19 protein-coding genes and 1 pseudogene are annotated in these 25,894 nt (G+C 34.5%); 14 read left to right on the plus strand and 6 right to left on the minus strand.

Annotated features, from left to right (window positions below; all coding sequences use genetic code 11):
* Positions 1–68: 68 nt before the first annotated feature.
* From hylB to RV17_RS10400, 4 genes are all read right to left on the minus strand, one after another.
* On the minus strand, positions 69–3,092 hold the full coding sequence (gene hylB, locus RV17_RS10385) for a hyaluronate lyase HylB (RefSeq protein ID WP_071869174.1): 3,024 nt from the start codon (positions 3,090–3,092) through the stop codon (positions 69–71).
* A 264-nt stretch (positions 3,093–3,356) separates the two neighbouring features.
* Positions 3,357–3,809: a MarR family winged helix-turn-helix transcriptional regulator gene (locus RV17_RS10390; RefSeq protein WP_067482753.1), complete on the minus strand. Its 453-nt coding sequence runs from the start codon at positions 3,807–3,809 to the stop codon at positions 3,357–3,359.
* Between the two features lie 3 nt (positions 3,810–3,812).
* On the minus strand, positions 3,813–4,286 hold the full coding sequence (locus RV17_RS10395) for a YbaK/EbsC family protein (protein WP_071869175.1): 474 nt from the start codon (positions 4,284–4,286) through the stop codon (positions 3,813–3,815).
* Between the two features lie 206 nt (positions 4,287–4,492).
* On the minus strand, positions 4,493–5,167 hold the full coding sequence (locus RV17_RS10400; RefSeq protein WP_071869176.1) for a DUF4767 domain-containing protein: 675 nt from the start codon (positions 5,165–5,167) through the stop codon (positions 4,493–4,495).
* Between the two features lie 985 nt (positions 5,168–6,152).
* On the opposite strand from RV17_RS10400, the gene RV17_RS10405 reads away from it, so the two are divergent.
* Positions 6,153–7,091: a hypothetical protein gene (locus RV17_RS10405; RefSeq protein WP_071869177.1), complete on the plus strand. Its 939-nt coding sequence runs from the start codon at positions 6,153–6,155 to the stop codon at positions 7,089–7,091.
* A 484-nt stretch (positions 7,092–7,575) separates the two neighbouring features.
* Here the strand turns inward: RV17_RS10405 and RV17_RS10410 are convergent, their stop codons facing one another.
* Both RV17_RS10410 and RV17_RS10415 read right to left on the minus strand, forming a co-directional pair.
* The gene (locus RV17_RS10410; RefSeq protein WP_002391578.1) at positions 7,576–9,270 is read right to left on the minus strand and encodes a hypothetical protein; all 1,695 of its coding nucleotides are present in this window, start codon (positions 9,268–9,270) and stop codon (positions 7,576–7,578) included.
* Positions 9,251–10,333 (minus strand): dsDNA nuclease domain-containing protein, encoded by a 1,083-nt coding sequence (locus RV17_RS10415; RefSeq protein WP_002391579.1) that lies wholly within the window; start codon positions 10,331–10,333, stop codon positions 9,251–9,253. The genes RV17_RS10410 and RV17_RS10415 overlap by 20 nt, the downstream gene beginning before the upstream one ends.
* Before the next feature lie 179 nt (positions 10,334–10,512).
* Between RV17_RS10415 and RV17_RS13785 the strand changes: the two are divergent.
* The 13 genes and pseudogenes from RV17_RS13785 (at position 10,513) to RV17_RS10480 (ending at position 25,383) form a co-directional block, all read left to right on the plus strand.
* Positions 10,513–13,205, plus strand: a pseudogene (locus RV17_RS13785) (SpaA isopeptide-forming pilin-related protein).
* A gap of 59 nt (positions 13,206–13,264) precedes the next feature.
* Entirely contained in the window at positions 13,265–13,585 is a 321-nt protein-coding gene (locus RV17_RS10425) for a hypothetical protein (protein ID WP_003744482.1), read from the plus strand.
* A gap of 15 nt (positions 13,586–13,600) precedes the next feature.
* Positions 13,601–13,999 carry a DUF961 family protein gene (locus RV17_RS10430; protein ID WP_010823036.1) on the plus strand — a complete coding sequence of 133 codons (399 nt, stop codon included), beginning with the start codon at positions 13,601–13,603 and terminating at the stop codon, positions 13,997–13,999.
* Between the two features lie 16 nt (positions 14,000–14,015).
* Positions 14,016–15,452 (plus strand): FtsK/SpoIIIE domain-containing protein, encoded by a 1,437-nt coding sequence (locus tag RV17_RS10435; protein ID WP_071869178.1) that lies wholly within the window; start codon positions 14,016–14,018, stop codon positions 15,450–15,452.
* 374 nt (positions 15,453–15,826) lie between these two features.
* Complete coding sequence (locus tag RV17_RS10440; protein WP_071869179.1) at positions 15,827–17,128, plus strand: XRE family transcriptional regulator; 1,302 nt, start codon at positions 15,827–15,829, stop codon at positions 17,126–17,128.
* 12 nt (positions 17,129–17,140) lie between these two features.
* A complete protein-coding gene (locus RV17_RS10445) occupies positions 17,141–17,626 on the plus strand; it encodes an antirestriction protein ArdA (RefSeq protein WP_071869180.1) in 486 nt (161 codons plus the stop codon).
* Positions 17,623–17,997 carry a hypothetical protein gene (locus RV17_RS10450; RefSeq protein WP_071869181.1) on the plus strand — a complete coding sequence of 125 codons (375 nt, stop codon included), beginning with the start codon at positions 17,623–17,625 and terminating at the stop codon, positions 17,995–17,997. The genes RV17_RS10445 and RV17_RS10450 overlap by 4 nt, the downstream gene beginning before the upstream one ends.
* 4 nt (positions 17,998–18,001) lie before the next feature.
* Positions 18,002–19,021 (plus strand): conjugal transfer protein, encoded by a 1,020-nt coding sequence (locus RV17_RS10455; protein ID WP_071869182.1) that lies wholly within the window; start codon positions 18,002–18,004, stop codon positions 19,019–19,021.
* Positions 19,022–19,360, plus strand: coding sequence for a TcpD family membrane protein (locus tag RV17_RS10460; protein ID WP_071869183.1), 339 nt, complete (start codon positions 19,022–19,024; stop codon positions 19,358–19,360).
* 2 nt (positions 19,361–19,362) lie between these two features.
* The gene (locus RV17_RS10465) at positions 19,363–20,052 is read left to right on the plus strand and encodes a TcpE family conjugal transfer membrane protein (protein ID WP_071869184.1); all 690 of its coding nucleotides are present in this window, start codon (positions 19,363–19,365) and stop codon (positions 20,050–20,052) included.
* 14 nt (positions 20,053–20,066) lie between these two features.
* Positions 20,067–22,589, plus strand: coding sequence for an ATP-binding protein (locus RV17_RS10470; protein ID WP_071869185.1), 2,523 nt, complete (start codon positions 20,067–20,069; stop codon positions 22,587–22,589).
* 12 nt (positions 22,590–22,601) lie between these two features.
* A complete protein-coding gene (locus RV17_RS10475) occupies positions 22,602–24,371 on the plus strand; it encodes a CD3337/EF1877 family mobilome membrane protein (RefSeq protein ID WP_071869186.1) in 1,770 nt (589 codons plus the stop codon).
* Positions 24,358–25,383: a lysozyme family protein gene (locus tag RV17_RS10480; RefSeq protein ID WP_071869187.1), complete on the plus strand. Its 1,026-nt coding sequence runs from the start codon at positions 24,358–24,360 to the stop codon at positions 25,381–25,383. Before RV17_RS10475 ends, RV17_RS10480 begins: the two co-directional genes overlap by 14 nt.
* The last annotated feature ends 511 nt before the right edge of the window (positions 25,384–25,894 follow it).

The raw sequence follows: 25,894 nt of genomic DNA on the forward strand, positions 1-25,894 counted from the left end.
ATATGAAATGCTATTTTTGCCAGTTGCTCATTATTTTTTCGGAGCTGAACGCTTGGCGCCACAACCTTTTATTCCCACTCAACTTCCAACTGACTAGATCCTCCTGTCATACCTGCTGTTTGAACTTGCGCACTTCTTCCATCTTCACTAATTGTTATATTTTCATCTGCGTGAATAACTGTTTTAACTGCTTTTGAAAAATTCAACGTCAGTGTTTCATTCGTTTGTAGCAGATTAGCAACGGTTACCTTCGCCTTATTTGATTCTTCTTTCAACAAAACGGATGCCGGATGGCTAAAGGTAATTCCTGCCACCGTTTGATTGGCTGCCCAAAGATTTGCTGCTGTTATTCCAGTGACTGTATCTTTGACACTTTGATTTGCCTTTTCATTTGATAAAATTTCGATTCGATTTTGTTTTGCATAATTCTCAAGACCTTGCTTTGTTGCATTTGGTAAAAGAACATACGCATACTTTTCATCGATTGGTTTTTGACCATGGTTAAGCAAAACTTTTTGATAGTTTTCCGTATACACTTGACTGTTTGGGAAACCTTCATTAATATCACTGTATTTTCCAGTACGCTGTTCCTTAACCAAAGTAATTGTTTCTTCTTGAGGGAAGTAATATCCAATACTCTGATTTTTTTGTGAAGATGACAATAGGAGCCACTCATTTGCTTGCATCGTTTGTTCGCCGTTGCTGGAAACTTCACCTTGATTTGTCAACAACTGGTACGTACTGTTGGAATCAAGCATTCGGTTTTCAATCACTGTTTCAATCGAAGCTGACGTCGTCCCTTGAATGCCTGATCCTAATGCAACAATTTGGTCATCAAATACAAACCAAGATTTCTGTGCTTTGAGATCCATTGGTAAAACCGTACCGTTATTTTTCGTACCTGCTTTGTTTAACGCCATTCCAATAGCGGCATTTTCCCCGTCTGTTGCACCACCTACTTGTTTTTCTGAAGAACGCACCGTCGTAAATGAGCTCACTTCATCTGCTAATTTGACTGTATCAACTGTCGTACCAGGTAATCGGTATGGGTCAATCGTCGGCCAATAGCCTTCCCCATATTGCTGGTCTTGATTGAATAAATACAGCATGCCATCTGATGTATGCCAGCCTCGTTTATTCTCTTTGTTACCTGCCTCAAATGAAGAAATTCGGTTCGAGTACATGCTAAGTCCCACACTAAAATCACCGCTAGCATACACATAACGATCCATTGCACCATACAATTTGCTTCCTAGAAACGGTTTTTCTTTTCCAAGAATCGTTTCATCGCTCATCACCTGTTTCGTTAACAATAAATCCTTGAAATCACGTGCGTTGGTATAGTAATAAGCTGGATTCTCCTTCAACCAATACTTGACACTTTCCTTCAATTGACTGTTTGCTGATGGGTCTGCAAATTCTGATACTAGCAACAAATTATACATTGTTGGTGAACCAAAACCAGTTGTTTTTGTCGAAGTTGCCCGCGAAATTGAACGCCCATTCACCATTGGCATCATTTCACCTTTCTCAATTAACGGAATAAATGCATTATTCACGTTTGTCACAAAAGAATCTGTTACATCCTTTGGTAAATTCCATTTTGAATTGGCTAAAATTCCTAAAATCTTACTTGTTCCTTTCACCAAAACATTTCCATATGAACCAGTATATGGAATATCCCAATGTTGAATAAACGAGCCATCTTTATAGAATCCATCTCCTTTTGTCACAAGTGCAAAAACTTCTTTGATACTTTCTCCGGAAACACTTAATTTATCTCCATTTTTTTGTAAAATACCCAAGCCCATGATCGTTAACGCTAAATCCGTCCGATTCGCTCCTGTCGTTTGGAAATTGGGAATAAAATGCAAATCAACAAAGGTTCCTTGTGGCTTACCATACAATTGTTTATAAGGATCTGGAACATATCGTGAAATTACTTGCGTGTATTTCGCTAATTGGTCCGGTGTCAGTTCGTCTTTCATAATCATTAGAATATCAATAAATTTTTGTGGCACACCAATCTGCCAATCCCACCAGTTGCCGTGATATTTTTTCCCATCATATTTTCGAACATCTACCATAAAATCAAGCGCCTCGACAATGTCCGTTCCTATCTGTTGATTTTGGTAAAGCGCCGTTCCCTGTGTCCCGTAAGCCCGAGCCAAAACAGAAAGATTAGCAAATTGCGTTGTTATATCTGCTGAGGCTGTGTCTGAAGCTACCTTTTCCCACAAATATGTGCGACTGGATTCTTTATTTAGTTTCCCATATAATTCATTCGCTTGTTCTGACAGCTTTTGCGTATACGCAATAACATCTGGATCATTTAACAATTCAGGATTTTTTTCAAAATCACCAACAAGATTGGTTTTCCATTTTTGTTGCAACTCTTTTGCTTCTGCCTCTGTTGGATCATTTGACTCTTCTGGATCTAAAGGAATTGAACCAATCTCCCCATTTTTTAACGCCACTACCTTCAACGTCACACGATCACCAAAAAGACGAATACCAATTTTTCCTTGCCAATCTCCATCAATGCTTCCATTGCCATTAGGATAGTTGACTTCTTGATTTTCATATAACAAGTGACCATTCAAATAAGCCATAATTTTTTTCTCTTCATAGCGCACCAACAAACGATATGTTTTTCCTTTGACCAATGGTGAACCTTTAATTGTGGTAATCCATTTTCCACCCGGTTGCCCTAGCTGCCAGTCCCCATCTCCATTGTAAGCAAAGGATTGCCAAGTCGCTGAATCAGTCTCACTACCTCTAAAAATCACCCCAAAGTTTTTTTGTCCTTCATAAAGAAAGCTCATCTCAACTTCGCCAGTTTTCTTTAACGGTGCATCTTGTAAAATACTCACAGATTCAATTGAAGTGCCTTGTGTTGTATTACTAATAACTAATTGATTCTCACTGAGACTAGTCTTGGAAGTCCCTTTGATATCTAACCAATTCCCTTTTTCTTGACTAAAATTAGTTTCAAAAATCTCCGCTGCTTTTACTGTTGTACTCTGAAACATACCAATAACAATGATACTTCCCACTAACGATAACCACTGAATCATCTTCCGTTTTTTCATCCAATACCTCCTAGATGACTTACCCACAGCATCTGCCTTTAATCCAATCGCAACACAACTAAATAAAGCGTTTTCAAAAAGCATGATAGCATAGACTTTATTTTTAGTAAACATATAAGATAATTCACTAAACTACTTCTTTCCCCCAAGTTTCTTTCGTAAAATACGGATTTTAAGCTATTTTATATACGTCCAGAACATTGATTACAGACAAAGAGCCAAACAGACTACCCTCCTGTTTGGCTCTTTTATTGTTAGAAAAACCTAATAGATTCGTTTATTGCCGTTTTTAACAAACAGCCACTCTTCATCAACATTTTTACTCACCTTTTTCAATAGTTTTAACAAAGTTTCTCTTTCATTGGCTGAAAGATCGAGTAAAGCAGCTTTTTCTGAATAGGCTTCCTCACGTTTTAAATAGTCATAAAATGCTTCTGCTTTTTCAGTTGCATATAATCGACGAATTTTTTTATTTTCAGCATCAATTTCTTTCCGAACTAAACCAGCATTTACAAGTTTTTGAACAGACTTCGAGACAGTTGTCCGGTCTTGCTTGACCAGCTCTGCTACTGCATCATTGATGATACCCGGATTTTCATAGATTCTTGTTAAGTACAGATATTGTTCTTTGTTTAGCTCTAATTCCTTGAACTCAACATTACTGATGTATGATAACGAACGGGAAATGATTCCAATTTCTCTTAAAATTTCAGACATTTTTTACTCCTCTGCAGGCAATAGATAGGTTTCCAAATTAAGCACTTCAATTATTCTATCTAAGTCTGCTACTTTCACCACCATGGTTTGATCTGGACGTCCTGGTGCGAAAACTAATTTTTCATGCGCCAATAACTCTTCGTCAATAATCACTGGAACATGTGCTTCGTAGCCAAAAGGTGATACAGCTCCAGGTTTTTGCCCCGTTTGTTCTTCCATCATTTCCGCAGAAACAACTGATACTCTTTTGCCAATCAGCTTACTTAACCGCTTAAAATCACTCTTTTTCGTTGTGAAAGTCAGAAAAATATAGTTATTCTTTTGTTTATCTTTTAGGTATAAACTTTTGGTTTCTGTGCCAGAGAATCCTTGCTCTGCCTTGACCACTAACGCATCTTCATTGGTGTAAATCGCGCGATGATTATATAACTCAAAATCAATGTGTGCTTGACTAAATACTTCTTCTAAATTGATCAAAATGGCTCACTCCTCAAAAAATGTTGAAAATTCTACATTAACTAGTTATAAACTTAACGCTTTTTTGTTGAAAAATCAACATTTTTTCATTGATGGATTGGTGATTTTTTAATCTATATTTGCAAGGAGCATAAAAAAATAACTTGTTAGAGTTACTAACAAGTTATTTTAATCATTTTCTTGTCAAAAAATTTTAAACTTTCGTTTTATACATTTCCCACAATTTCAGTAAAGCCATCTTTCAATTGTTGGTTCTCTGTCTCTTTGAAATATAAATAATTATCAGGATTTCCTTGATTCTGGCTCGTCACCAAGACTTTAGGAACACCCGCATCAATCGTAAAGAAATAAACATGCTTAGCTAATGATGCTTGCGTCTCCACATCAGAATAGACCGCTACTAACGCATAGCCAGCATTTGCTTCGCCATTTTCTGACCAAGTTAAAGTAATTGGCACATTATTGACTGTCGCTTGCCAGCCATTTGTGTTAGCAAGAACCGTATCAGGAAGCTGTAAGCCATATAAATTAACGTTATTGCCGGGACCATATTCTTTATAACTTTGTTTCATAGTTTGTCCCCAGCTAGCCATAAATGTGTTTAATTGTTGTGCCTTAGCCTCATTCCACAAAATATTCACCACTTGACTTTCTTTAATCGAAGAACTACTACTTTCCATGGTCATCTGCTGATTACTTGATTCTGTAGAGACGAAACTTGTACTTGTCTCCACTTCTTTTTTAACAGCAGCTGTCGAATTTGCCGTTGTTTCTTGAGTAATTTTAGTAGACGATGCCGTAGAATTAATCTCTTTATTTTGTTGACAAGCAGTCAACAATAATACTGTAAACAATAAACTGATGATCGACACTTTTTTCATTTTATAACTCCTCATAAAATAACTTTATTTTATCATTACAAAGTTATTATAACGAACTATATCTATTACTACAATTACCTACGAATTGTAAATAGTGAAAACTTATGCTGATTTGAAAAAGGTACTAATGAAGACAAAACAACTTGTTCTTTCTGTTCATAATTTTTGTCAGATATCTTTTCTGATTCACTTATTAAAATCAATAAAATAAGCAATTAATTCAGTAACTACGCTCTTGGTTCAAGTAAAATCAAAGTCGGTTCCGCTAGCTTTTTCAGTTATACTTGAAATAAATCAAAGACTTTTTGTGTAACCTTCAATGATAATGGTAAAATGACATAAAACGATATGGAGGAATAAAACTTGAATAATGAAAATTTAGTCCAATCAAATACCGTAGCAACTTCTTTTCAACTAAGCCCGGTTTATTTTTCAAAACAAAGACACGAAAATTTGAAAACATTCTGTATATGACAGTTACTTGCATAGTTATTTTTCTAGTTACATTTTTAAATATCTCATAAAACACTGAAATTACTTGTTCATATACTTATTAAAAATTCTCTAGCAATTTACTTCTATAGTTGGTCGTACAGAAACACTATTCTTTTCTTTATGATTATCACTAAAATCAATCAAAAATAGTTACTTATAAATCATCACCAGTGAAGTTATCTTACATAGTATCCCCACAAAAAGATCCAAGGACTCGAAAATATAAAAATATTTTCGAGTCCTTGGTTTTTTTTATTTACTATTTCTTGAATGATTTAAGTAAAATGGCTGTTAGCCTACTGAGCCTTTTTGACTATTGTCGCTAAGCTTATTTCCCCTTATTTTATCACGCACACTTAGCCTATAAAATGTCATTCTTCTTTTTTAGAGAGTCTATCCCCTAAAGTATATGATAAAATCAAATAAATGAATATTATTTAAAAATAAAAAAATGAGTATTATCATCATCTTTAGCAGAGGAGTTATTACATTGAAAAAGGTCTCACTGATATTCATAGGTACACTTATAGTAGGTCTTGTAGGATGTTCTGCAACACAAAAAGCAAGTAATAACAATGAACTTCAAGTTACAGAAGAGACACAAGAAAAAAGTTCAACAACTAATAAAGAGCAAATTACAGAAATGACACAACCAAATAAGCCAGCAGCAGATATGGCATACATCGATATATCTGGAACTTTTTATACTACATCAGGTGATACTGCACGTGTAAAATTATTAAGCAAAAACAAGTGGGAAATATTTTATTCAACTTTAGAAGGTGAAGTTAATGCTACCTTTGAAACGAACTGGGAAATTTCAGGTCAGGAAAAACAATCAAAAACACCAATGGAAAAATCTGATGAATATTCTGGATTTCATGTGCTCGTAACGTATGTAAATGAATCAGATATTGAAATTATTATGGAAGACGGTGACCCTACTCATAAAATGGTCTTCACTAAACAAAAACCAAAAGAAAATGAAAACTATGAAATTGTTTTACAGGGAGACCTCTCTCCATTTGCTGGTCAATTTTCAAGTGACTATTTCAACAAAAAAATTGTAGACTCTGGATTTACTTTAGGTGGCTATGCCCCAGATGATTATTATAATAATAGAACTACTGTATTCCCTACACTATCTGCAAATGGTTATTGGGATGGGATTACTTCCCACGGAAATTATGAAATAAAAGCATCTGATATGCCGCAAAAAACAAATGGCTATTTTGAAGTACGTGTACACGGAACTAATCCAGTAACTAATTATGGAGAGCTAGCATTCTTCTTAGTTCCACCAAATGTAAGTGGGCCTGATGGAACCTTGAGTAAGGATAGACGAGTTTTCCAAGTACTTTTTGATGGGAAGCTACGTTTACTTGAGTATCAAAAAGAAGATTGGTGGAAAGAATATCAATCACAATAAAAATTTTATTTAGCCCTCCTAATTTCTCTCTTAAAGTAATACTATTTTAACATTTTTCAGGAGATAATTGATAAAATCGAAGGCAAACAAGAAGCCAAGAATGCTATAGTAACAGCATTCTTGGCTTCTTGTTTGTTCTTTTACCCCACAGACCCTTCCAGCAAAAGGTTAGCTTTTCTCAGAGCTTCTGACAAGCTCTAATCGTTGGTATAACAGTATTCTATTTTTTTAGTAGATGCTGCGTAATTCCAGTAATTTTTGTCAATTGTAGTTAGTTTTGATTTAGTTTCAAACTGTTTTAACTAGAAAACATATGGATATTTTGGATAATTTTTAGTAAGAAAATTGCGAGCTAGAATAAATGCTAAAACAATCAACCTGATTTTAATATCGACAGACAATCAATCCTAGAAGCCAATACTCTATTTTCAAAATAGCATATTGGCTTCTTTGTTTCTGATCATTCAGCAAGACTAATTAATCACTATTCGTTTATTAAAACTAAATCCTTACACAGTTCTTTATAAAGCTCATAATCTTCTGTATTCAATAACTCATATTTAGAATTTGAAAGTTCGATAACATTATCAAAATGTTCTTCTTTAAAGTCAGAAGTTGAAAATCCTATAGTAGAAACTATTAATTGACTATCTTTATCTGATTCTTCAAATATATACTTTAACAAGGTATGTTTACTATCTCTATCAAGTTCTGCATTTGCAGGGCTATCTAAAACAATTGGTAAACGTATAGCATCCGGATTAAATTTATTTTTCACTTTCAAAAGATTAAAATACCAGACAATAGTATTTATTGGTTTATTACTTCCGCCTGCGCTTATATTAGAATCAATTTTTTTAAATTTATCAGAGTCCAGTTCTTCTAAGTTAAAATGAATTTTATCATTCAACATTAATTCATAATAAGTTTCATTTATTTGCTTTTTCAATTCTAAATATTCTTTCAAAATTTTTCTCTGTTCTTTTAACGATTCCTGAGCCTGTTTCAAATTGACCTGACTGTTCCCAATATCCATAATCAGCTTATCTCTGACTTCCATTAATCCTTTATGCTTCAAAACATTACTAATTTCTTTTGAACTTAATGCTAATTTATCTTCATATTTTTTTAGAGTATCTAATAATTGCTGATATTTTTTTTCTTCTTTATAGATATTAGCCTCTACTTTCAAAGATTCTTTTTCAAGTTCGTTAGCTAAGAACAAAAAGTCCTCTTCATTGTTTAAAGTATTGATTTTCAATTCAAGATTATCAGTAATAATGGAGTGACACTTGGGACAAGTATGACTGTTTATCGTCTTTTTGTCTTTATCATTTTTTCTAATTATCTTCCTTAAATTGGCTAGTTCTTGCTTAACCTCATAATTATCATTTCGTTGATTGATTAATCTATTTTTAGTAAGCTGCAATGAATGAACAATTTTTTCATATTGGTTTTTCGTGCTATCAACTTCTTGTTGTAAAACATCAAAATTGGTAGGAAAGCTAACTTTATCAACAAGTTCGTTTTCAATTTTTTCAAGCATCTTATAAAATAGCTGGCATTCATCATCAAGAGCTTTAATTTGCTCACTTAACTGTTCAACTAGCTTCATAACTTCATAGTATCTATCATCTAAAATACCAAAATGGGAGTAAAGTGTATTTAATTTGAAATTAGAATATTCACCAAGATTTCTGAATGAATCAAATGAACTTCCATTCATTTTATCCTGATCTGTATAATTTAAGAGATAAAAATAAGCTGGCGGTGCAATCTCTAATTTGTCTGTGTGACGATTAGGTAATTTTACAGTAAACTTAAATATTTTTTCTAAGAAAGTTGATAATTCTTTTCTCTTGAGAGTCTTAAATAATAGATTTTTCTTTAAATCAAAAATTTTAAACAGCTTATCCTGCCTAAAGATAATATATGATGTCTTGTTAACTGAAAATTCTAAAACGGATATCTTCTTTTGGACATCCCACTTATCTTCAAAATAGCAGTCTGCTCCCATAGTATAATATAAATTTTTAAGAATTGTAGACTTACCTTTCTTATTTCCAATAACATCATCTTCTGTAGTAATGATGTTTTTTCCATTAGTAAATTCAATATACTTCGCTTTATTTTCAAATGTTGAAAAAATATATAATTTATTAAATGTCAGAGTATTCATAAATATTTTCCTCGACTTTCATTAAGATTAGTAAAAAAAAGGCATATCTGTAGTCTTCTGAATACTCAATAGTGAAAAGTTTTGAATACTCAGAAACTAACAAATCAATGAAAACAGTCTCTTCAACATCATATTTCTCCAAGTTTGAAAAGATAGATTGAACAATAAGCTCTTCATTCTGTAAAACTAATCTATTGCCACTCTCAATATCGGAAACCACTTTACCAAGCATCGTTTTCATTTTCAATCTTTTTATTGGTTTGTTTATGTTGGTGTCTATAAATATTGAAGCCTTTTCTACTGCTCTATCAGTTTTTTCAGAATAAAGTGAAATTATTTTTTCAATATCATCTTTTGAAACACCTTTTCTATTTAATATGTCTGAATAGCAATTTAATTGCAATTCATAACAAGCTTTTTCAGAAATCGTTTCAACAAGTAAATTATAGAGAGCATTCGGTTTGTTTGGCTCACTTCCTGTTAATTCAAAGAAAAATTTGCTAGTCTTTCCTCTCAATGTATCATCAGGACTGAAAAGGTCAATCGAAGTATAAATAAAACTAATTTTTGACATATCAGGTGTAACGTCCGAACCTAGCTCCTCTTGAAGTTTAGATTCTATTGTTTTTTGCACTTCCTCATCTAGATTATTGAAATCCAAGTTTTCAATTGTTGTATGATTTTTTTTACTAGAGTCTTGAAATGGTTTATTAGAAACTAAATTTACATGAATATTCTTATTTTGATTATTTGCAAGGGCATAAAGCCTACCTAGAATAGAAAAACTCTTTTCTTCTTCTTCAAGTTTTTTCTTTTTTAGTAATGCTCCTTGAGTATAAACTGCTCCGTCTTTTTTAGATTTAACTTGATAAAAATCAAAGCCAGTATCTTTGTGTACTTCGATATCACATGCATAGTCAAATACCATAACAAATGACTCATTTTCATTATATATATCAAATAATTTACTGAGACCCCATAGTATCTCGTATCTAAATCTATTTTTACTTCGAGAGCCTGACAAATCAAAGGGCAATTTCATATATATAGCTTCATTTGACAAAGTTATACCTCCTCAAGTAATAAATCATCATATTATTAATAATATAGACCTATTGTGCAAATGTAAACGTAAATATATAAACAATAAAAAAGGAGTTGAACCAAAACCCTTGTCCCCACCAATCAGAAGTCCCTCTCATAACTCTAAAAACAAAAATAATTCAAGGAGGAAAAGAAACAATGACAACTAAATATAAAAAACACAAACTAGCCAGCTATCTTGCATTGATAGTAATGATGGCTAGTTTTTTTGTTACTCCTATCACTGCTCTTGCTGCTATCGTCAACTACACAAGAATTGCTGATTACGTTTCTACCTGGTATTTAGCGAATCCTGCTGGTCTTCACTGGACAGACGACGGTGTTCACATGATTAAAGCAGAGGGCGAGCCTGCCTTCTGTATTGAACATGGTACCATTTTAAACGGTGGTTCTGGTTTTGATCCATCAGAACTTACAATTGCTGAAAAAGACCGCTTGTCTCTGATTGCCTATTATGGCTATAAAACGAATCCTACAAGTGAAAACTATGGAATCACTCAAAATATGATTTGGGAGTCGTTTGGCGATCAGCTACTGTCTACCACCCTTCCCAACTATCAAAATCGGAAAAATGAAATTCTAGCAAAAGTGAATGCTCACAATACAAAACCTTCATTCAATAATCAGACGATCACGTTAAATGTTGGCGATACAATCACACTTAATGATACAAACGGTGTTTTAAGTAAGTATGGCAATCTAGCTAGTAATTCTGCTAATCTACAACTAAATAAATCCGGAAACCAATTGAAGTTAACCGCAAACAGTTCATCAAAAGAAACAGGAAAATTACAGTACAATATCGCAAATACGAATGATGTTGGTACAAGTTTTGTTTTCAACAAACCCAATGAACAAAAAGTAGCTACTTTCAAATTATCTAATGCCGGCTCCTTTCAGCTAAATATCAAAGTCAATTTAAACGGTAATGTCAAATTGAAAAAAGTAGATGAGGATACCGGACAGCCTGTCCCCAATACAAAAATGAAATTTGAGTTTAACGGACAATCCAAAGAAATTGTCACTGATACGAATGGTTTAGCTCAAATAAATGACTTAAAAGCTGGTACCAAAATAAAAATCACCGAAGTAACTGCCAGCAATGGCTTTGTAAATAAAGGCGAATCTAAAGAAATTACGATTGAACCCAATAAAACAATTGAAGTAGTGTTTGGAAATAAAGCCCAACAAGGATTGCTTCACCTAAGGAAAACAGGGCAAAAAGCTTCTAGTGTTACAGCAAAAGATTCAGACTACGGAAAGCTCCATGAAATCACTTTTGATTATGTTCCTCTGGCGGATGTAACTTTCACCATCAAAGCTCGTGAAGATATTAAAGTAGGCAACTATGTTCATGCAAAAAAAGGAGGTGTAGTTGCCACTGTTCAAACAGATAACAATGGTGAACTAACGAATATGCCAAAACTTTATCTCGGAAAATATGAAGCCATTGAAACAGCTGCACCTGCTGGCTATTTGATGAATACCACCCCGCTTCCTTTTGAATTCACCTATGAGGACAAAACGTTGAACTTGTATCTCAATCTATTGAAGCAAAAAACGATTTTCAACAACTAAAGATCACTCTCCATAAAAATGAAGAGCAAATTCAGGAATGGAAAGAAAATAAACCAATTGTAGAAGAAATCAAAGCCAACGACAAAATATTCGGTCTGTTCACTAATCAAGAATTTACAATGACAGATAAAACAGTGCTGCCTGCTGATTCTCTACTAGGATTTGGCACAGTAAAAGATGGTGAGCTTACGTTCCCTACGCAACAATTAATGGAAGGAAACTATTATGTTAAAGAATTAGATGCTGGTGAAAATCATGATATTGACACTAGCCATCATGAATTTGAGTTTACAGCTGCTGACCACGAATCCGAAAAAGTAATCGACATTTATGCTGCGAAAGAAAGCTCGGAGGATAAATCTGTACCACTTCTAAATAAGCTTCACTTCAACCAATTCTCACTAAAAAAAGTGAATGAAGAAGCCACTTTAAAAGAAAGAAGTGGCTATGATTTTGCTTTCACAGGTAATGGAAAAGGCACTATTTTCACTTTAGAAAATGAGGAAAAAGAAGTGATTCAAACAGTCACTGTAGATGAACAATCTCTTGCTACCTTTACCAATATCCCTGTGGGAACATTCTATTTGAAAGAAAAACAATCAGCTTCTGAACAGTATGTTCTATCTCCTGAGACCTATCAAATCGTCTCTACTCTAAAAGGAATTCAAGCCTATGACAGTAAAGGAACTTTACTTAGTGAAATCCTTAATGAAGAGAAGAAAGAAGAAAATCCAAACAAGCCATTAACGAATGAAACTACCCCAGTTGAGGAACCACAAACCGATCAAGAGCCACTTCTACTGCTGGAGATTAAAAATCATTTAGTCAAAGGGATTGCTGAACTAACCAAAACGGATGTTTCCAATGGAAAAGAGCTACCAGATACAGGCGTTCGTATTCTTGATAAAGATAAAAAAATCATCATTGAAGGAAAGACGGATCATCAAGGTCGTTTTAGTTTTGAAAACTTACCACGAGGAGTTTACTATTTCCAAGAATATAAAGCCCCTACTGGCTATCAAATAGACGAAACGCCGATTAAGTTTGAAATTCAAGAAGATGGTGAGGTTGTCAAATGTAACATGACAAATGAAATGATTCCAAGTAAAAAAGAAACTTCTGTAACAGGAAGCTTACCACAAACTGGTGAAGTTGTTTCTTTTGCAGGAATTATTTTAGGGAGCTTATTGTTAGCTGGAGTTGCTGGCTATTACCTTTACAACAAAAAGAAAAAGCATCACAACGATAATTAGAAAAAACGGAGGCAGTTCAATGTCTCTTTTTTATTATAAAAAAGAAAGAAGGAAAAAAGATGTCCAATCGTGTCACAAGCATTGTCTTAAAGGACAATCAATTAGGAAATAAAATCAAAGCAACCGTTAAAGAAGAACGAGAAATTTATGTAGAGGGAAAAAGAATCCCTTGTCGCATTTTTACAGCCTCCTCTGCTCTTCATCCTGACTTTGAAATTATCGTTCCAAATTTACGAAACTCCCTACGTTTTGAAGGTCGTAAAGAAGTCGAGCTGCATGAAGTTACACTTGTTCCTAGTGCCAAACGAAATAATATTGGAACAGTTAGTCGATCACTTGAATTACAAATTTTCGCTAAACAACTGCTGACACTGAACTAGAAAAGGAGAAAAATGATGAGTTTAAAATTTGAAGATAACATTGTGAAAGATTTTGATACACGTAGAACATTTGGAAAATTATTCTATTTGAATAGCCAAAAAATTTATGAAACAGATACAGAAGGTAACCGAACAGATTTTGTTCGTGAACAACGCATTACTGTCTATTCCGAAGCTAAAAATGACCAAATTGATATTACTGTTCCAGAAACTGTTGATACTACAGCGTTCTCTTATGATGATGAAGTAGAGCTTACAGGAGAAGTCACTGCACTTGCTTGGCTTTCTTCTTATACTGGTTATAACGATTCGATTCAGTCAGAGCAAGCCTTCAAAATCCGAGCAGAATCCTTAAAAAAAGTAGAATCAGTTAATGTAAAGCAAGCCAAAGGGGAGCAAAATCTGAAAAACTAATTGAATGGAGGCAACTATGAACACATTCTTTCATTATCGTGGACGTAGAATTCGTCCTCTACATCTATCTGTTTATCGTACCTACCTTCTACTAGCTTGGTTTCCTTTTCTATTATTTGCTGGTTACTATAGCTACCTTTTTATCTATCCGCTAATACAGATGATGCAACAAAGACAAATAATTGATTGGATTGCCCTCTTAGTTCCCATTGGAGGGCTTTTTTTAATACTCTTCTTGCCGTTGTTAGTTTTGGTCATGATTCGCAGAGTTTCTTTTTTAAAGGGTGGTTTCTTCTATCGAGTCTACCAACGACAAATGTTAGCTCGTCTCTTGAAAAGTAATGGATTGTATGAGAAGAAGGAACGGAAATCAAAAGAACAGGCTACTGAAAAAATGGTTTTTCCAAAAGTTTATTACCGTAATACCAAGGAAATTCTTTATTTAACGGTTCCCACAGATGGCATGAAATGGCATGATCGCTTTCAAAAAATTGCAAAGACTTTTGAAGAAATGTACATTGCTGACTTCATTGAGGAACAAAAGGAGATGGGCTTCACCACCTATATATTAATGATTGATGTGATCAGTAAGCGGATTGGAATTGAAGATTGTATCGTAACAAATGGACAAGTCAAACTCATGGATGGCGTTGTATGGGACTATGCCGAAGTGCCTCACATGTTAGTAACTGGAGGCACAGGGGGTGGCAAGTCCTACTTTCTGCTCACCTTAATTCATGCGCTCATTCAGATTGGAACGGTTGATGTATGTGATCCAAAAGAAGCAGATTTAAAAGATTTAGAAAGTCTACATTTATTCAAAAATCACGTATTTTACGGGACAAAATGGATTACGAAATGTTTAAAGAATGCTGTAGAAGAAATGAATCGACGTTATGTTTATATGAAGGCTCTTCCTAACTATATAACAGGGAAAAACTTTGCATACTATGGTATTCCTCCCTACTTTATTATTGTTGATGAGTGGGCAGCCTTTTTTGGCACCTTAACCTATAAAGAACAGGACGAAATTCTGCGATATGTAAAGGAACTTGTTCTAAAAGCACGACAAGCAGGTGTTTTTCTCATTTTAGCAACCCAACGTCCTGATGCAGATAACTTTGGTGGCGGTGTACGTGATAATCTTCTATTTCGAGTTAGCTTGGGAAAGCTATCAGAACAGGGCTATTACATGACTTTTGGATCGGATCAAAAAGGAAAAGCGTTCATCAATAAACGAATGAAAGGCAGAGGCTACTGCGATAGTGGCTCAGGAGTTCCTCGTGAATTCTATGCCCCTCTTGTTCCGAAAAAATATGATTTCCTAGCAGAACTTAGACAAATAGGTACTATGCAAACATTAAATATAAAAGAGCTTTTACAAGAAATGACTACTGAGGAAATTAATGAAGCACATTCAGCTTTTGGACTTTCACAGAAAAAATTAGGGTGAGATACTCCCTATATCAATGAAAAAAGGGAAAGGAAAAGCTTTATCTTTTGTTGCCCTTTTTTCGTTGCCTCAGCGGATGGAAGAAGCTGATACTAACCGCTTCGTTTTATGAACAAGGTTTCCTTGTGAAAGCCGCACACTTTGGTGTGTGGCGGTAGAACGAAAAGGAATAGGCAGGTTTCCTGCCTATGACTGTGCGTGGTTAGGGCGAGCAGCGCTCGCTCTAACCTGTTACCCCCGCTAAATAACATGGGGGTAACTTTTTACAAGAAAGACAAATTGGTTATCAAAATCCCTTATTAATAAAGCTTTTCTTTAAGAATAAAGCTGTAAACAATTTTCATTTATTTTGTGAACAACAAGGCAGGTGACCCATGAATAATCAAGAAATAAAAATTTTACGAAAGCGACTACAATTAACACAACAGCAATTTGCCGAAAAGCTTGATTGGAGTAAATCATACCTCTCTATGATTGAAACTGGTAAACGAACGATCCCAAAAAAATCCATAGAAAAAATACGCAAAACATTCCATTTGGACGGTGGCTTTCTACCCATGGAAGCAAAAATTGATTTTCTTCGTGTTCGATTCAAAATCCACTCCCCTTCTCAAGTAATTGAGAAAATATTACAAATGAATCCAGATGTATTCATTTACAAAAACTATGGCTTTAATCATTATACTGAAAGCTATTGTTTTAGTGACATCTTTGTTTTCTCAAATCCAGAAAACCTAGATATGGGAGTGATGATTGAACTGCGTGGACAAGGCTGTCGAGAATATGAATTGGTACTAGAAGAACAAGAAGAAACTTGGACGACATTCTTTTGGCGGCTTTATCAATCGAATATTTTTGGTGAAGGTCTAATAATTGACACCAAAATTACGCGAATTGATTTGGCTCTGGATGAACATCTCTCTCTTCTTTATCCCAATTATGATTTATTTGAATTGAAAGAAAAAGTTGAACAAGGATTAGTCGATACCACTTTTCGCAATTTTGATTTTACAGGAGGAATTGTTGTTAAGAGTGGGCAGCGGCTCAACAAAGGACTCTCTCTTTATTTTGGTTCCAGACAATCGCCGTTTTATTTAAACTTTTACCAAAAAGATTACGAACTAGCAAAAAAAGAAGAAATATCTGTTGAAATGGCTCGTCAGAAATATGGTATTAAAAATCGTTATGAAATCCGTTTAGCTGACGAAAAAGCCTATCTCTTTGTTGAGTATTTACTTTCTACAGGAGAAACAATTGAATGGATCGTCAAAGAATTAATTGATACTGCCATCAAAGTATATGATTGCGACTCAAATGGACTGCGCACTCATTACAGTCAAAATTGGCGTATGGTCATTGAAAGTATGCAAGAATTACGATTGACCATGAAGGGTGAAAAACCAAATTATGACAAAGCGTTACGCTGGCTCTCAAACTATCTTGCTCCTACGCTAAAGAAAATTTGGATTATGGATCAAACGTTTGGCAAAAATGAGTTAATGTCTAGAATTCAGCAAGCAGAGCTAAAAGAAAAAGATCAAGAAGAGCTGGCAAAACTTACAACAACAATAAAAGAATTATTGCTACAAGAAGAAGCTCAAGCAGCTACTCCCTCTTCTGTAACTGTTACACAAGATGAAGTCGAACAACTATTAGCACAATTTTTATTTAATTGAGAGGTGAAAAAAATGATTGAATTATATATCGAAAATCTTCATACCCATAAAGGGCGATGGTTTGAACTACCTATTGATTGGGAAGAGGTCAAAGAAAAAATCGAATTGGAGGATGGGCAGGAACATTTAATAACAGACTACATGGCACCATTTACCCTTTCTCACTATGAAAATTTTAATGAAATGAATGAAGTAGCAGAACAACTGGATGAGCATAGTGGACACCCAGCCATTCACTATTTAGATGAACTTGTAGAGTACGGATTTTTCAGCGATATTTTAGATGCATTTGAACAAATTGATGAAATTCAAGTCTACTCTGACTGTTATTCTTATAAAGACTATGCAGAACAATTAGTGGATGATCTTGGCTATTTATCTGGTGTTCCTGATTTAATCAAGTGGAATGTTGACTATGGGGGAATTGGTGAAGATTTACGCCAAGATGGACGCCTCTATCAAGCAAACGACAATACTATTATTGAGGTATTGTCATGAATCAGAAATATCTCAAAGAAGAACTCAAAAAATATGGCTTTTTCTATTTAGAAGGACAAATTCCCGAAAGACAAGCTCGGCAATTTCTCACTGTAAAAAAACTAACTCAACGAGAAAATCTGGTTTTTATTTCTAAAAAAGAAGTCTGTTTTGAACGAATTCTTTCTAAACACACCAGTCTTTATATTGAAGGACTAGAACGTTATAGCGATTCCGGTATTTATCTTGGTTATTCGTATGATTTTTACAAAGCTACCTATCTATTCAATTCTCAGCCTAGTCGTTTAAAAATTTATGGTACGCAACTTTCTGCAAAGGAACTCCTTTATTTGGTAAAGGGGTTCCCTTTTTTAATAATCGCAAAGGAGTAATTCAATGAAATTTATCAAAGAGAAAAAGAATCATCCCCCAGCTTTACCAAAAGAAGAAAAAGCCGCTAGTATCCGAACGACTCGTACCTTCTTTCTAATCCTAACGCTTTTGTTAATCAGCAGTGGTCCCTTTGCCTTTGTTAAATCTACCCAAATGCAAAGTCTTATTCGCAAAGAACAAACCACATTAACTGAAACGATTCACAAAGAATTAGCAAAAAAGACAAATACAGCTGTTACATCAGAATTGTATAAACAGTTTCTACAGCCTTTCATTACAGCTTACATTAATATTCCTACCGAGCAGCAAGCATTTGAAAAACGTTTTAATTCACTCCAAGAGACCTATTTCATGATTACCCTAGATGAAGAAAAGAATACGGGGACTGAACGAAAACTACTCTCTTCTGATTTTTATAATCTAATCAGTGAAAATGGACAATTGGTGGCTCAATACCGTATTGCTTATGAAATCAATGCTCAAGTTACAAAAGAACGTGATGTAAAGAAAAAAGAAGGTAATAAAGAAGTAGTCACCAAAGAAAAATATATTGACTACGAAAAAATTGAAAATCGTGTGTTGTTAAATATCCCTTTTATACAATTAAAAAATCAATCGTTTAAAGTGACTGCCTATCCTTATTTTACTCTTGAGCCTTCACTAACTTCAAAAAATGGGCAACTAAAAATGCCTGATATTTCTCAGTACCAACAAGTGGATACCAAAGAAGAAAAAATGGTTGTCAGTTTCATCCAGTCATTCCTTGATAAATATGTATCTGCTTCATTGGAAGATATGGCATTTATGATGAAAGAACCAGAAATTCTAACAGGTAATTATCAAATAAGTAATAGCCAAATTAAACCCTTCTTCAAAGACAAACAACTCTTTGCTTTTGTTACCTTTGATGTTATTGATGGCGAAACAAAAATAGGACACAAAGAAACTATGACTTTATTGTTGAAGCAACGAGAAAACACTTATTTCATTGAAACCATTCATCATTATTTAGGAGGAATTTAAATGAAACAAAAGAAGAGCACACAATCACCTCACCAAAGACAACTATTGACCGTAAAATTAACAACCATATTCAGCAGCCTCTTATTCTTTTTCTCACTATCTCCTGTAGCCTATGCGGATGCTAATGCCAAAGAAGCTAGTAATTATATCTTGAACGACTGGATTGCGCCAATTTTTGGAGTTGTTGTTGTCTATTTAGTTATCAAAGAATTTCTGAATTCAAAATGGATTCAAGGTTTTGCGATCCTCTTTTTTGGCGGTATTATTTACGCAGTTATTAAAGATCCTACAAGTGTTCTTAATTCACTTTCTAATCTAAAAAGCTACTTTGGATTATAGTCATGAATAAAGAAAAGCAGATATTAGACTATAGAGAGCCCTTCAATGCTCCCTATATGATTCGAGAAATCGCCAAAAACGTCCACTTACCTTTTGTCGTCTATGCACAGGACTTCACTGTCGCAACAATCAGTTTTGCGGTTGTGTTTAGTGCTCTCTTGATGCTTTTTGGGATAAATCAATTAGTCGTCATGGTTTCTCTAGCTATCCCTTATGGTTTAGTACAGCTATTTAACCGAGTTGAACCAGACGGAAAGCGAGCAGATATTTTTTTGAAAGATTATTTTGTCTATCTTCTTACCTTTGTATTTGGGCATAAATTGCTCTATCATGAACAACTTCACTCATTTAAACAAGAAAAAGTAATTTATGACCGCTGCACTATTGAACAGCTTTTCCTAAAAAAAGAAGGAGAAGAAAAAATGAATACCTTAGATATTGACCAATTGAAGCAAGAAATAAAAGATAGTGTTGTTCCAGAACTAATCCATGAATTTGAATCACTAAATGCTAAAGAAGAAGGTTTCTATGAATTATTTGAAACAGATGACGAAGTGTTATTAATGAAAAAGACACTCTTTCGACAATTTACAGATGGGGTTATTCCAATGTCAAAAATCCCTAAATTAAAAGAACAATATCAGTCACTAATCAAGCAATCCATTCGTAAGCGAATCACTAGATTATTATAGGAAGGTGGAAAAAAATGAAGTTTAAGCAGCCATTTCATAAGGTTTATCATAATTTATTGCTTACTACAGATAATGAAGTTTGGGCATACTTCACTTGCCCTAGCGACTATGTTATTGGTCAAAATAAAGAAATTCAAGAAAAACACAAACAAAAATGGAATCAATTTTTGCAAAGCTTACGCCGCTTTGAAGACTTTGAACTATTTCTAAATCCGCATTCTTATAATCTTAGCGAACGACTAGCAGCTTTCTCCGAAAATTTTGATGAACAAGCAAAATCAATGGGCGATAGTTTAGTTGATCGAACACTTTCCGAATTAGAAAATCAACTTCGAGTCCTTACAACGGAAAAATTTTATATTGGGGTTAAACTTTCTAGCTTATCTTCTGCAACAACCATAAAAGGAAAAGCGATGGAAGTCGTTGACTATTACGCAGGAAAACTATTATCCCTGAACCACTATCACCTAACTATTGATGAAGATTTTTTAAAACGATACCGTTCAATAGAGTCAGAAATCTTTCAACTCGTTGGAACGATTAATGGGCGTAGACTTACTGAACAAGAGGTGCTACAAGCCTGCCGTTATCCTTATGTACGTGGAATGAAGACTTCTTTTGATCTTGATTTTGTGGAAAATAGCAACTATTCATTAACAGATACCATTCTTGATCCTACAGAAGAACAAGGCTTACTAAAGCTAAGAAGCCCCGAAGGATCTAGCTACATTGCACTGCTTCCTATTCATAAATTTGCCCCTAATTTGGCATTCAATCATGTAGCAGAAGTAGTGCAAAGCCTCCCCTTTCCAGTGGAGTTTCGACTCAAAGGGCATTTTGAACCCTTAAAAGGTGGTAGAGGATTAAAAGGAAAGTCTTCTCGTGCAGCCAAAAGATTAAAAAACAGCGCAAAAGAAACAGTCTCTATGGGCGATGCTGAAATGAAATCCAGCCGCTTTAATCGTTACGCTTTAACCGACCTAAATAATAAAATAGATTTAAGAGTCCCTGTCATTAAATGGCTGGGGCTTTTTGGTGTCTTTGGACAAACACCAGAAGAATGTCGCAGTCGGATTCGTACCGTCATTTCTTTATGCCAATCTCGAAATGTAGAAATTGTAAAAGGGTTAGCCGATCAAGTCTTTCTCTTCCATCAATTTTTAGCTGGTAACAAACCGGGACAAGAAAAAAATTGGCTTCATTACACTACAGTTGAAGGCATCAGTGAAATGTTATTGGGTGTTGAAAATCGGATTGGTGATAACGTAGGGATTCCTATCGGTATGGTCTCGGAATTGAAAAATACTCGAAACCTAACACCAAAAGAAATTGCAAAAACTAGTCGAAAACCTGTTTTCTTTAATCCAGCTATTGGGAACCAAAATGATATCACCGATAAAAAAGCCAATAGTCCGCACATTGCCATCACTGGGCCCACTGGAAATGGGAAATCCTACTTGGCAAAGTTTATTTTCTTCCTTTCAGTTTTAATGAATGGAAAAGGTTTGTACGTTGACCCTAAATCTGAGTTCTTTGATTGGATTATGGAGGTTATCAATAATCCACTTTATCAAGAAAAATATCCTGACACTTGCGCTTTCATTCAACAGCATTTCCACCAAGTACGACTTGATCCAAATAAAACCAGTAACAAGGGTGTTCTTGATCCCTTCTGCTTTATTCCTAATCGAGTAGCTGCAAAAGATATGGCTCAAGATTTATTTGAAGAGCTTTATGATTTTACTAGTGCTAGAGAGAAAAAATCAAGATTGGCAATGTTAGAAGGAATAGAAACAGTATTAAAAAGAAGAGATCAAGGCGAACGGATAGGATTACTTCATGTAGTTGACTTCATGCTAGAAAGTACACAGGAAGAGGTTCGAGATACAGCCAGCTTAATCAAGAAATCGGTACAGGGTTCCATCTTAGAATTAGCCTTTAGTTATGGTGAAAATGAAGGACTGAATCTCACTAATAAAGTCACTGTCCTAGAAGTCTTAGGTTTAGAAATGCCTCGTGCAGAAACACTTAGCAGTGACTACAGTGCTACACAGAGAAAGTCGGTCATGTTGATGATGTCTATAGGAAAATTCTGTGAACTATTTGGTTTACGTGATCGAGAAGAAAGCACTGTTGTTCTATTTGATGAAAGTTGGATTTTTAATTCTTCTAAAAACGGACGTGCGATTATCAAGTCCATGCGCAGAGTTGGTCGAAGTTTCAATAATACTCTTATCATCGTCACTCAATCTGTTAAAGATACAGCAGAAGAAGATGACACAGGAAATTTTGGACGAATTTTTGCTTATGATGACAAAGATGAACGTGAAGAGATTCTTCGCCATTTAGGATTAGAAATAACCAGTGAAAATATAGACTGGTTAAAAAACTTACCCAAATACCATTGTCTTTATTTAGACTTACGTGGTCGTGTTGGGAAAATGCTTGTCTATTGTCCTTATGAAGAAATCCATCAAATGCTACAAACGGTCAAAAAAAACACAAGTGCAGATGTGGAAACAACCTTTAGCGCTTAGAAAGGAGCTGCTATGTTACTAAAAGATTTATTTGATATTGACAGTTTCCAATCCTTTTTTGAAAAAGGCGGCTGGTTTAGCATCAATGAAAATTTGCAAAGTGTGCTAAATGCGTTGCTCAATATTGCCTTTGGATTAATCAAATACCTTGTTCTAGCATTAGATTACGTGATAGATAAACTCTTTAGTTTAAATTTACTAGAAGGCGTGTTACCTGATTTATTCTCCACTACTGGTGCTATCTACAACAAGTTATTCAGTGTTGTAGGAATTCTCCTTTTTACGTTTGTAATTGTCATTTCAGTGAAAGATTTTTTTGAAAAAGGAATCAGCAAGGCATTAATCCGTTTTGGTATTTTCACCTTAATATACGTTGGCAGTATGACCTTTTTTGTCGATGGTGCCAACAAAGTTCAAGAAGTGAATACCCTCTCTCAAAATGTACAAGGACAATTAGTTGATTTAACAAGTGGCAGTCTCACGAAAAACACTGGCAATATCTCAGAAAATTTACTTGGATCAAATCAACAACTAGACGGAACAAGTAATATCCGAAATCTCATTTTTGATGAATTTGTTATTAAACCTTATGCTTTACTCAACTTTGGAAAAACAGATGTATCAAAAGAGCAATTTGAATCCTATCTTGTTAAAAGTGGTGAAACATTTGACCAAAAAAAGACCGATGAGATTGCTGATAAAATAAAAAAAGACTCCAAAAAAAATTCTTATCTCACCTCAGATCGTATGCCCGAAAAAGTTGCTGTTTTATTAAATACATTTATTATGCTAATCGTGATTGGAACGGCTGTACTAATTATCGGAGTTGCAAATATTTTAATCCAGCTATTAATTTATGGCATCCTCTTTCTCTTTCCTTCACTACTTTTTTTAGCTTTGATTCCAAACATGCACCATCTGCTAAAAAATAGCTTCATGTTACTAGGAACACTGTTTGCTTCAAAAATAGGGATTGGATTCGGTTTTGGTCTCTTGTTCTCTATTTTAAATTTGTTAGATACTTTTTTTGTTGTCACAAACATTGTCACCATGATTGTAGGACTGTTTGTCAAAGTTTTGTTAGGGCTGTTTATCTGGAAGAATAAAGGTCAGATTGTTCGTTCATTGACGAAAGGTAAAGCAGAGTTAAAAGACTTTTCTTTCAATCCCAAACAAACCATTCAAGAAAGACAACAACAACGAGCACAAAAAGAAGATCAGCAAAATCGCTATGCTGAACAAGACTATAAAACACAAACCGCAGAAAATGATTATCTTCGATCAGGAATAGAGCTAGATCACGCTTATCGTCAAAATGAACTACAGGATAATTTATTAGTGCAAGCTGGGGAGGAAGAAACTTCTCTTCATCAAACAGCAATGCCTTTTGATGAACAACCAACGGAGTCCAAGGAAGAACCACTCCCTACCGATACTTTTGATGTAAACGACCCAGAAGAATCATTTAACTATCCTGTTGAGAACACTTCTGGTTCTGTCTCAAATACAGATCCATTACTCACTGAAACCGTATTACCTACAGAAGAGGTTGATGATCATTTGGTGAGTCCAAATACTTTAACAGAAGAAGCAGAAACACCTGTTGAATCAGTCATTGAAACAAGCAATGTAAAGGACGACTCATTAGAAACAGAGCCACACCTCCCTTCTCTAGTTACAGAACAAGAAGCCCAGCTACTGGAAAAAGAAATCAGTCATCTTAGACAAGAAACCTATACTACGTCGGAATTTAGTGAGGAACAAGCCTATGAAAATGCGTAAGTTATTTCCATTGCTTTTTTTGGGCTTCTTTTTCATTTTTTTTATGCTCATTGCTGGCAGTAGTTCTTCTACTACACACACAGCCTCCGAGGAAGGACAAAATCTTCCAGAAGCAGTGCTTCGTTGGAAAGATAAGGTGATAAAAGAAGCTACCAAAAATGAAATTCCAGAAGCAGTTCCTTACTTATTAGGAATTATTATGGCAGAAACTGGAGGTAATTCAGAAAAATATCCTGATGTTATGCAATGTTCCGAAAGCCAAGGAAAGCCACCAAATTCAATTCAAGATCCAAACGAATCCATTGAGGTTGGCGTAAAATATTTTGCAGATATGTGGAAAGTGCATCGTGATTACGATGTTTTAAATATTGTACAAGCCTATAATTTTGGCGGTGGCTTTCTAAGTCATTCAGGTAAAAGCTACTCTCTGGATCGTGCGATTCAATTCTCAAAAAATCAAGCAGGTGGAAAAACAGTCACTTACACTAATCCTATAGCTGTCAACTTAGGATATGATTATCGTTATGCGTATGGCAATATGTTTTATGCTCAAATTGTTAAACAATACATCACTTCTACTTCCAACAATAATAGTCAAGGGAATTCAACTATTGTAAAAGCAGCACTTAAAGAATTAGATGAAGGACCTCATGATGGTGGGGAAAAATATTGGCGTTGGTACGGCTTCAATGGACGTGTTGAATGGTGCGCTATTTTTGTTTCTTATAATGCTGAAAAAGCTGGGGTTAAAATGGAACGGTTCGCTTATTGCCCAACAGGTATTGAAAATTTTAAAGCTAAAAATCAATGGTTGGGGAAAGGAAATTTGCCTAAAAGTGGTAATATCATCTTTTTTGACTGGGATGGTGATTCTGTTAGCGACCATGTAGGAATTGTTGAGAAAGTAGAAAATGAAGTTGTTTACACAATTGAAGGGAATTCAGGAGACAAAATTGCTAAACGTAGTTATGAAAAAGACAGTCCTTATATTATTGGATGTGGGACGCCTTAATCAATCAAATTCTATGTTACTGATTTAAATACGATCTTCAAAAAAAGAAGAGCATGGGACAAAACCAATCAAAATTAAAAATACAGTCAAATTAAGGAAATTTAAACTTTGATTTGACTGCATTTTATTTAACTGATCCTTCCAAATTTTAGTAAATTTAAGACTTTTGACCTAGACACAATTCATTTCTTTTACTTACAAAAATAAAAAATGTATATCTCAGATCATCTGTATAGTACTTTTTTAACATACAACTATCTTTCAACAATTTATTTTGATGAATAAAGATTTTTCTTAAAATATATTAAATCTTGAGCATGTAGAATCTGTTTTAACCTATGAATTAATAATTGAATAATTTTAAGAATTATCTAAAAAAAGAGTATGTAGTAGCTACATTAATTGCAGAGTTTGTCTAAGATCTATCACTCAAACAATTCACCTCACTAAGAAAATAATGATATAAAATAATATTTTTAATATTGAATTAAATGAGCATATTACAAAACTC

The sequence above is a fragment of the Enterococcus thailandicus genome, from assembly GCF_001886265.1.
Lineage (GTDB): Bacteria > Bacillota > Bacilli > Lactobacillales > Enterococcaceae > Enterococcus_B > Enterococcus_B thailandicus.

Excerpts from the sequence above, each read along its gene's own strand:
- RV17_RS10480 (WP_071869187.1), top strand. The coding sequence starts at position 24,358 with ATGAAAATGCGTAAGTTATTTCCATTGCTTTTTTTGGGCTTCTTTTTC.
- RV17_RS10400 (WP_071869176.1), bottom strand. The coding sequence starts at position 5,167 with ATGAAAAAAGTGTCGATCATCAGTTTATTGTTTACAGTATTATTGTTG.
- RV17_RS10460 (WP_071869183.1), top strand. The coding sequence starts at position 19,022 with ATGAAACAAAAGAAGAGCACACAATCACCTCACCAAAGACAACTATTG.
- RV17_RS10450 (WP_071869181.1), top strand. The coding sequence starts at position 17,623 with ATGAATCAGAAATATCTCAAAGAAGAACTCAAAAAATATGGCTTTTTC.
- RV17_RS10445 (WP_071869180.1), top strand. The coding sequence starts at position 17,141 with ATGATTGAATTATATATCGAAAATCTTCATACCCATAAAGGGCGATGG.
- hylB (WP_071869174.1), bottom strand. The coding sequence starts at position 3,092 with ATGAAAAAACGGAAGATGATTCAGTGGTTATCGTTAGTGGGAAGTATC.
- RV17_RS10440 (WP_071869179.1), top strand. The coding sequence starts at position 15,827 with ATGAATAATCAAGAAATAAAAATTTTACGAAAGCGACTACAATTAACA.
- RV17_RS10410 (WP_002391578.1), bottom strand. The coding sequence starts at position 9,270 with ATGAATACTCTGACATTTAATAAATTATATATTTTTTCAACATTTGAA.
- RV17_RS10425 (WP_003744482.1), top strand. The coding sequence starts at position 13,265 with ATGTCCAATCGTGTCACAAGCATTGTCTTAAAGGACAATCAATTAGGA.
- RV17_RS10475 (WP_071869186.1), top strand. The coding sequence starts at position 22,602 with ATGTTACTAAAAGATTTATTTGATATTGACAGTTTCCAATCCTTTTTT.
- RV17_RS10430 (WP_010823036.1), top strand. The coding sequence starts at position 13,601 with ATGAGTTTAAAATTTGAAGATAACATTGTGAAAGATTTTGATACACGT.
- RV17_RS10435 (WP_071869178.1), top strand. The coding sequence starts at position 14,016 with ATGAACACATTCTTTCATTATCGTGGACGTAGAATTCGTCCTCTACAT.
- RV17_RS10455 (WP_071869182.1), top strand. The coding sequence starts at position 18,002 with ATGAAATTTATCAAAGAGAAAAAGAATCATCCCCCAGCTTTACCAAAA.
- RV17_RS10470 (WP_071869185.1), top strand. The coding sequence starts at position 20,067 with ATGAAGTTTAAGCAGCCATTTCATAAGGTTTATCATAATTTATTGCTT.
- RV17_RS10390 (WP_067482753.1), bottom strand. The coding sequence starts at position 3,809 with ATGTCTGAAATTTTAAGAGAAATTGGAATCATTTCCCGTTCGTTATCA.
- RV17_RS10465 (WP_071869184.1), top strand. The coding sequence starts at position 19,363 with ATGAATAAAGAAAAGCAGATATTAGACTATAGAGAGCCCTTCAATGCT.